Genomic DNA, 6,457 nt, shown 5'->3' on the forward strand with positions numbered 1-6,457 from the left:
TCCCTCCACAAGTCTAAGCCACTGATTTTTATGATTGTCCTCGGCTTACGTTCACCTGCGAAATTTTTCCTCGGATAGTTCGGGCTATGTTCCGGTATCAAGCCGCGCATATTTCAGTTCGACTGCCGACGGCGCGTTCGTCGATGCCAGGAGTTCCTTGACCTGGTCGTCGGTCGGAAGCGCCTCGCGCCCGCCCCGCCCCGTTATCGAAAGGGCCGCCGCCGCGGCCGCGAATGCGACCCGGCCTGCGGTGTCGGCCCCGCGCGTCAATGCAAGGGCATAGGCGCCATGAAAGCAGTCACCGGCGCCGGTCGAGTCGACGACGGCAACCCGTTGCGGAGGCAGGTGCCAGAGCCCTGTCTCGTCGCGTCCGCGATAGAAGACGCCTCTGCCGCCATCCGTCAGAACCACGGCGGACCGCGACGGCAACCACAATGCATCGAGTATCTCGGCCGGCGAGTGGCGGCCGGTGGCGGTCCGCGCAAAGCCCAGCGGAAGAATGAGATGGTCGCAGAGCCCGATCAGTCTCTCGGTGGCCGGGCCGTGGCTCCATTCGACATCGCCGAGGATCGCAAGGCCGAGATCGCGAGCCCGAGCCACGACATCCAGCGACCCGATCCCGTAACTGTCGACGATCAGGACAGTCGCGCGGCTGAGAACCTCGTCCGGAAAGTCCGGCGCGGTGCCCAGCATCGCTTCGTCGTCATACGCGATGAACCGCTCCCCATCCGAACCGACGGTGATCCGCGAGCGCACCGGGCGCGCGTGCGGGTGGCGCGGCGCGAACGCGGTTTCAACGCCGCTCGCAACGAGATCGCACAACACGGCGTCGTCGGCGGCACTGCCCAGCCATCCGACGAACCCGGCGCTTCCGCCGAGCCGCGCGACGGCGGCAAGTGCCGTCGCGACGTTTCCCCCGAAAGCTCGGGCACTTTGCAAAACCTTCCCCTTGCCCGCCGACAACGGCTGATCGACATAGACGATGTCGTCGATCGCAATAGCTCCGAAGCCGAGGATTGAAGGGACGGCGGGCATCGTTCAGGCACCCGCCTTCGCCAAGGCGTCTTGCGCCGAAAGGCCGTCATGGATGACGCCCCGAAAGGCGATCGCTGCCTTTTCCGGATCGCCGTGCCCCCAGAGATTGCGGCCCACCACGGCACCGCGCGCGCCTGCACGGATGGCGTCCGCCGTCTGTTGAAGGGCGCCGAGCAGCGTGTCGGTCTTCGGACCACCAGCGATCACAACCGGCACCGGGCAGGTCCGAACGGTCTCTCGGAACGACTCGAAATCGCCCGTGTACCCGATCTTGATCACATCGACGCCGGACTCGTAGCCGATGCGTGCCGCATAGGCGATCTCGTCGGGGGTGAAGACGATTTTTGCCCCGTCGGTGAAATCGCGAGGGTAGATATGCGCTACCACCGGCATGCCGTAACGAGCCGCCGCGTTCACCGAATCGGTCAGCCAGCGTATGTATTTTCCCTCGGTCGCGCCGCGCACCGGAATGGCCACGGCCAACGCATCGGCGCCGGCGCGCACCGCATCCTCGGGCGTTGCAATCAGTTCACTGATGCGATCGTCTGGGGTGAAGCAGCCGGCCTGGATCACCAGGGAAGCCTTGCCCGCATATTGCGGCCACAGATGGCGCGCGGTGCCAGGCTGGATGCTGACGTAGTCAGGTTTGCCTACCATGACGCGTGCAAGCGCACCCGGCAGGTCGGCAAGACCTCCTTTGCGCACGTCGCCATAGCCGACAAAGTGGTCGACCGCGCCGCCAAAAAGATTCCCCGATGGATGTGAGAAGAGGCGCGCCAGGCGCACCTTGGTTCCGAGGCTCATGAGTCCAAAACTCTCCAATTGATTGATTTCAAAATCCTGGACCCAGTGTTTGCGAAAGAAATAACAAATGCAATCTTTCGAAAGCTTTCGAATTCGCCTATTTTCGGTAGAGTGAACCGAGGCCAGGGCGATCGCTTGGCGCATGGAGGCAAGGACAGGCCAATGTTGTCAGAGCAGAGACGCCAATCGATCCTGGGTGAAGTGCAACGCAGCGGACAGGTTCGCATCAAGGACCTGTCAGACGATTTTGGCGTGTCGGAAGTCACGGTGCGCTCCGACCTCGAGATACTGGATCGCAAGGGACTGCTGACCAAGACCCGCGGAGGCGCGGTGACCCGGACCACGGATTCGACCACGGCCGCGTTCGCCCGGCGGATGCAAACAAACCTCGATGCAAAGAAACGCATCGCCCGGGCAGCGATAGACCTGTTCGAGGACAACCAATCGGTCATCTTCGATGGCGGCTCGACATTGATGCAGGTTGCCATGCTGTTACCGCCGCTCAGCAATGTCGTGGTCGCGGCCACGGCGATGAATATCGTGCAGCATCTGATGCATCGGCCCGGGCTCGACGTTCACATGATCGGCGGCCGGGTCTACCCGGATACGGTAAGCACGCTGATCACCGATGCCGACACGGCTCTCGGCGGCTTGGTAGCGCATCAGGTCTTTGTTGGAGCGCATGCAATTGACTCGTCACTGGATGTGGTCGACGTGAACGAAGACATGGCGCGAACCAAGCGAAACCTCGTGCGCATGGCCCGGCGCGTTGTCCTCCTTGCGGATTCGAGCAAATGGGGCGTCAGCGGAACCTCCAAGGCCTTTTCGCTGTCGAGCGTCGATGTCGTGATCACCGACGATGGCCTGTCCGGCCCAATACGCAGCCAGCTTGATAGGACAGGGGCCAAGGTGATCTATGCCTGACCCCGTCGAGGTCCCTGGCCGCGGCGGAAATATCCGATGCGCGCATGACCCACGGCATCCGCATCGGCGGTCGGCCGTTTTTTCATGTCGGTCATTTTCTCCTCCCAGGACTGGCAGCCTCCCGATATCGCGCCAGCATTTTCGCATGTTGTATAAAAATTTTACGCGCGTCAATATTTAAAATGTTGTATAGCCCTTTGCGAAGGCGATCCGTTACTTCTGGGCGGATTCGGCAGACGGTGACCGCGTTGGGAGGTACGATCGAAAATGCACGGGATATCAACGACGAAACTCGGGATCGGCGTCATCGGATGCGGCAATATCTCGATGACCTATCTGCGCAATGCCGCTCTCTTCGGCGGCATCGAGTTGCGCGCCTGCGCCGATATCTCGGCCGACATGACGGCGCTGCGGGCGAAGGAATATGGCATACGGGCACTCGGCGTCGATGCACTGCTGGCCGACCCCGAGATCGATCTCGTCCTCAACCTGACCATTCCGGCGGCGCATTTCGACATTTCGTTTGCCGCCCTTTCGGCCGGCAAGCACGTCTTCACCGAAAAGCCGCTCGCCACCTCGGCCGCCGATGGACGGCGCCTGGTCGACGAGGCGCGGTCGCGCGGGCTGCTGCTCGGCTCGGCGCCCGACACCTTCCTTGGTGCAGCCGGACGCCGCGCCCGCCGGCTGATGGATGACGGCGCCATCGGCCGCCCGGTCACCGGCACCGCCTTCATGATGGGCCGCGGCATGGAGCACTGGCACCCCAACCCGCAGTTCTACTACCAGCCAGGCGGTGGCCCGGTGTTCGACATGGGCCCCTACTATCTGACCATGCTGGTCAATCTGCTCGGCCCGGTCGAACGCGTCATGGCGATGGCGACGCGCGGCCAGGAGGAGCGGCTGATCACTGCCGAAGGGCCATTCAAGAACACCACATTCAAGGTCGGCACGCCGACCAATGTGCTGTCGCTGCTGGAGTTCCGCTCCGGCGCAACCGTCACCTTCGGCGCCTCGTGGGATGTCTTTCGCCACTCCAACCATCCGATCGAACTGCACGGCACGGAAGGCTCGCTGCGCCTGCCCGACCCCGACACGTTCGGCGGCACCGTGTCGCTGTCGAAACGCGGCACCGACTGGAGGGATTTCGCCAGCGAAGGCGAACTCTATGGCGCCCGCAACTGGCCTTATGCGGCGCCCGATCGCGCCAATTACCGCATGCTCGGCGTCGCCGATCTGGTGCGCTCGCTTCAGACCGGCAACACGCCACGCGCCTCCGGCAATCTGGCGCTGCATGTGCTGGAGATCATGGAGGCTATCCTGCGCTCCGGTGAAACACAGGGCTCGGTCGCCATCGCGGGCGATGTCGTCCAGCCGGCCCTGCTGACCGAGGAAGAGGCGAGCGATCTGCTGGCCTGAGGGTATGATCATGACGCTCGATCCGGATGCGCTGCGCGTCCTCGACATGGCTCGTGCAGCCGGCGGCAAGCCATTCGAGACCGGCAGCGTGGCGGCGGCGCGAGCTGCCTACAACGCCTCGTTCCCGACGCTGCAAGGTGAGCATGAGCCGGTCGCGACGACCTTTGAACAGCAGATCGACGGGCCGAACGGCCCCATCGCTGTCCGCATCCATCGCGGCATCGACGCACTGCCGAGCGGGGCGCCGGCGCTGCTCTATCTGCATGGCGGCGGCTGGGTCATCGGCAATCTCGATTCACATGACGAGATCTGCCGCCTGATGGCCAATCTCGGCAACGCCGTCATTGTCTGCCCCGACTATCGCCTGGCCCCGGAGCACAAATTTCCCGCCGGGCTCGAGGATTGCCTGGCGACACTTCGCTTCATGGCCGAGAATGCCGTCGACCTGGGCATCGACAAGGTGCGCATTGGTGTTGCCGGCGACAGCGCCGGCGGCAATCTTGCCGCAGTGCTGGCGCTGCTCGCACGCGATGGGCTCGCTCCACCACTTGCGACGCAGATCCTGATCTATCCCAACACCGACGCGCGGCAGACATCGGACAGCTACCGGCGTTTCGGCGACGGCTTCGGCCTTACCGCGACGACCATGGCATGGTTCCGCGACCATTATGTGCGAACGCCCGACAATATCATGGACTGGCGCGTCTCGCCCTTGCTGGCGCCTGATCTTGCCGGCGTCGCGCCAGCATTCGTGGCGCTTGCGGGCTGTGACATCCTGGCCGACGAAGGGGCAGCCTATGCGGCGCGCCTGCAGGCCGCGGGCGTGCCTATGATCCTGCGGCAATGGCCGGGCCAGATCCATGGCTTCGTCTCGATGGGACGCCATATTCCCGCCGCCCGGCAAGCGGTGGTCGAGGGGGTGACGGCCTGGCGCCACTTCGAGGGATCGACGTCGACCGGTTAGGCCGACTGACGCATCACCAGGTTGGCACCGAGCTTGACGGTGCGCGCCATGCCCTGCTTCGGCGGATCGGCCTCGTCCAGCAGGGCCAGCAGGATCTCGACGCTGCGGCCGGCCATGGCGGTGAAATCCTGCGCCATGGTGGTCAGCGCCGGACAGGTGTAGCGGCTCAGCGGATGGTCGTCGTGGGCGGCAACGCGCAGATCGCAATCGGGCCTGCGGCCGACCTTCAGGCCGCGCGAGTACGCGGCCGCCATTACGCCAAAGGCGAGACGATCGTTGGCGCACAGGATGGTGCGGCCGGGCAAGGTCCCGGCCTCCAGCATTTTTTCCGTCTGCTCGTAGCCGATGCGTTCGAAGTCCCAGGTGTAATCGCGCGCGGCCTCGATGACGGCCGGCTTGAAGCCGGCGGTCTCCATCGCGACGATGTAGCTCTCCTGGCGTTCGCCGGAGTTGTGGTTGACATGCGGAATGTCGAGATAGACCGGCGGTTCGCCCGAGCGACAGAGATAGTCGACGATGGTCGACACGCTCTGCCGGTTGTCGTTGCCGACGAACGGCGTATCGCCCTCGATATAGGTGTCGAAATAGACGATCGGAATGTCCTGCCCGAGCTTGTCGAAGACGCTGCGGTCGGAGGCAAGGCCGAGCGGGGCGATGATCGCGCCGGCCACCTTCAGCGACAGCAGCGTCCTGACCGACTCCGCCTCCAGCTTCGGCGAGCCATGCGAGGAAATGACGATCGGCCAGTAGCCTTCGTCGCGGCAACGAAATTCGATGCGGCTGACCATCTCGGCGTAGAAAGGATCGGTGATCGTCGGCACGACGATGCCGATGTTGCGGGTGCGCTTGCGGTTGAGATTGCGGGCGAAAAGGTTCGGCTGATAGTCCGAGGAACGCAGGGCGGCTTCGATGCGCGCCCGCGTCGCTGGCTTCACGCTCGCCGGATCGTCGAAATATTTGGACAGCGTCGGGCGCGACACGCCGCATGCCTGGGCGAAGTCGTCCATCGTGCGGTGCGTCTTCTCCGCCATCGATATATTCCTGATCCCCTGCCAACGATCGGCCCCGCCCACAGTCATGCGGCCGTTGACCGGATGCGACAATGCTTGACGGAACTTATTCAGTCAATTTTCACAGTTCCCAATAGAACGCAAAAATATTCCATGCGTCAAATTATTTGTTAACGCTTCAAAACTGATGGCGTCATGGACTTCATTGTCAGTTCGACGAAGGGCTGCAGAAGCTTGCCGCTCAGCCCTCAGCTACGGGCCTGCTTGCCAAATGTCGCCATGTCGCCCATACACGGCTTGGAAA

At 63.4% G+C, this 6,457-nt stretch carries 6 protein-coding genes; 3 read left to right on the top strand and 3 right to left on the bottom strand.

The annotated features are described in order from the left end of the window. Nucleotides 1-84: 84 nt before the first annotated feature. Both ENZ74_RS17390 and ENZ74_RS17395 read right to left on the bottom strand, forming a co-directional pair. On the bottom strand, nucleotides 85-1,035 hold the full coding sequence (locus tag ENZ74_RS17390; protein WP_063167587.1) for a PfkB family carbohydrate kinase: 951 nt from the start codon (nucleotides 1,033-1,035) through the stop codon (nucleotides 85-87). Between the two features lie 3 nt (nucleotides 1,036-1,038). Next, complete coding sequence (locus ENZ74_RS17395; RefSeq protein WP_023756676.1) at nucleotides 1,039-1,839, bottom strand: class I fructose-bisphosphate aldolase; 801 nt, start codon at nucleotides 1,837-1,839, stop codon at nucleotides 1,039-1,041. A gap of 162 nt (nucleotides 1,840-2,001) precedes the next feature. Between ENZ74_RS17395 and ENZ74_RS17400 the strand changes: the two genes are divergently transcribed. The 3 genes from ENZ74_RS17400 to ENZ74_RS17410 all read left to right on the top strand — a co-directional run bounded on the left by ENZ74_RS17400 (nucleotide 2,002) and on the right by ENZ74_RS17410 (nucleotide 5,143). Then, nucleotides 2,002-2,763, top strand: coding sequence for a DeoR/GlpR family DNA-binding transcription regulator (locus ENZ74_RS17400; protein WP_013532952.1), 762 nt, complete (start codon nucleotides 2,002-2,004; stop codon nucleotides 2,761-2,763). A 267-nt stretch (nucleotides 2,764-3,030) separates the two neighbouring features. Next, nucleotides 3,031-4,179, top strand: a complete 1,149-nt coding sequence (locus tag ENZ74_RS17405; RefSeq protein WP_013532953.1) for a Gfo/Idh/MocA family oxidoreductase — start codon at nucleotides 3,031-3,033, stop codon at nucleotides 4,177-4,179. 10 nt (nucleotides 4,180-4,189) lie between these two features. Further along, nucleotides 4,190-5,143 (top strand): alpha/beta hydrolase, encoded by a 954-nt coding sequence (locus ENZ74_RS17410; RefSeq protein WP_082826663.1) that lies wholly within the window; start codon nucleotides 4,190-4,192, stop codon nucleotides 5,141-5,143. Here ENZ74_RS17410 and ENZ74_RS17415 read toward each other — a convergent pair. Beyond that, on the bottom strand, nucleotides 5,140-6,174 hold the full coding sequence (locus tag ENZ74_RS17415; protein ID WP_063170181.1) for a LacI family DNA-binding transcriptional regulator: 1,035 nt from the start codon (nucleotides 6,172-6,174) through the stop codon (nucleotides 5,140-5,142). The genes ENZ74_RS17410 and ENZ74_RS17415 overlap by 4 nt on opposite strands. Nucleotides 6,175-6,457: the final 283 nt, after the last annotated feature.

Origin of the sequence: Mesorhizobium sp. M7A.F.Ca.CA.002.15.2.1, assembly GCF_003998715.1 — a bacterium.
Lineage (GTDB): Bacteria > Pseudomonadota > Alphaproteobacteria > Rhizobiales > Rhizobiaceae > Mesorhizobium > Mesorhizobium ciceri.

Excerpts from the sequence above, each read along its gene's own strand:
- ENZ74_RS17390 (WP_063167587.1), bottom strand. The coding sequence starts at position 1,035 with ATGCCCGCCGTCCCTTCAATCCTCGGCTTCGGAGCTATTGCGATCGAC.
- ENZ74_RS17395 (WP_023756676.1), bottom strand. The coding sequence starts at position 1,839 with ATGAGCCTCGGAACCAAGGTGCGCCTGGCGCGCCTCTTCTCACATCCA.
- ENZ74_RS17400 (WP_013532952.1), top strand. The coding sequence starts at position 2,002 with ATGTTGTCAGAGCAGAGACGCCAATCGATCCTGGGTGAAGTGCAACGC.
- ENZ74_RS17405 (WP_013532953.1), top strand. The coding sequence starts at position 3,031 with ATGCACGGGATATCAACGACGAAACTCGGGATCGGCGTCATCGGATGC.
- ENZ74_RS17410 (WP_082826663.1), top strand. The coding sequence starts at position 4,190 with ATGACGCTCGATCCGGATGCGCTGCGCGTCCTCGACATGGCTCGTGCA.
- ENZ74_RS17415 (WP_063170181.1), bottom strand. The coding sequence starts at position 6,174 with ATGGCGGAGAAGACGCACCGCACGATGGACGACTTCGCCCAGGCATGC.